Origin of the sequence: Streptomyces sp. 13-12-16, assembly GCF_002114215.1 — a bacterium.
Classification (GTDB): domain Bacteria; phylum Actinomycetota; class Actinomycetes; order Streptomycetales; family Streptomycetaceae; genus Streptomyces.
Genome location: NZ_NCTE01001325.1, coordinates 1 through 1,138 on the forward strand (window position 1 = coordinate 1; position 1,138 = coordinate 1,138).

A 1,138-nucleotide genomic window follows, 5' to 3' on the forward strand; every position below is an offset into this window, starting at 1 on the left:
CGCCCTGTCCCTCGAGGACGCCGCGCGGACCGTCGCCGTGCGCAGCCTCGCCATCGCCCGCGAACTCTCCGGCCACGGCGGCATGGCGGCCGTCACCGCCCCGCACGACGAGGTCGCCGCGCTCGTCGCCGGCCTGCCCGGCGTCTCGGTCGCCGCCGTCAACGGCCCCTCCTCCGTGGTGGTCTCCGGCGACACCGAGGGCCTCGACACCCTCCTCGCCGACTGCGCCGAACGGGGCGTGCGGGCCCGCCGCATCCCCGTCGACTACGCCTCCCACTCCGCGTACGTCGACCGGCTCGCCGAGACCCTGCCCGCCGCCCTGGACGGCATCGAACCCCGCGAGGGCGACATCCCGTTCTTCTCCACCGTCACCGCCGACTGGCTGCCCGGCACCGCCCTGGACGCCTCCTACTGGCACCGCAACCTGCGCGGCACCGTCCGCCTGGAGGAGTCCCTGCGCGCCCTCCTCGACCAGGGGCACGACGTGTTCGTCGAGTGCAGCCCCCACCCGGTGCTCACCGTCGGCATCGAGGACACCGTCACCGCCGCCGGAGCCGACGCGGTCGCCCTCGGCTCCCTGCGCCGCGACGACGGCGGCGCCGACCGCATGCTGACCGCGCTGGCCGCCGCCCACGTCGCCGGCGTACCCGTCGACTGGCGGCCCACCGTCGCCCACGGTCACCCCGTGGACCTGCCCACCTACGCCTTCCAGCGCGAGCGGTACTGGCTGGAGGCCACCGGCGCCCAGGCCGACCCCACCGGGATCGACACGGTCGTGCGGCTCGCCGACGGCGGCGCCGTCCTCGGCGGCGGCCTGTCGCTGACCGCACAGCCCTGGCTGGACGACCACCGCGTGCACGGCACCGCCGTCGTACCCGGCACCGCCCTGCTCGACTGGACGGTACGGGCCGGCGACGAGACCGGCTGCCCGCTCGTCACCGCCCTCGACGAGCACACCCCGGTGGTCGTCCCCGAACGGGGCCGCGTCGACCTCCAGATCACCGTCTCCGCCCCCGAGGACACCGACGCCGGCCCGGCCCGGCGCACGCTCACCGTCTACTCCCGCGTCCCCGGCCCGGACGGCACCGACGTGCCCTGGACCCTGAACGCCACCGGCACCCTCACCGCCGGCGACCCG

1 protein-coding gene is annotated in these 1,138 nt (G+C 76.6%); it reads left to right on the forward strand.

Annotated features, from left to right (window positions below; genetic code table 11):
• On the forward strand, nucleotides 1–1,138 hold a 1,138-nt coding region (locus tag B7767_RS40495), incomplete at both ends, for an acyltransferase domain-containing protein (RefSeq protein ID WP_143652935.1).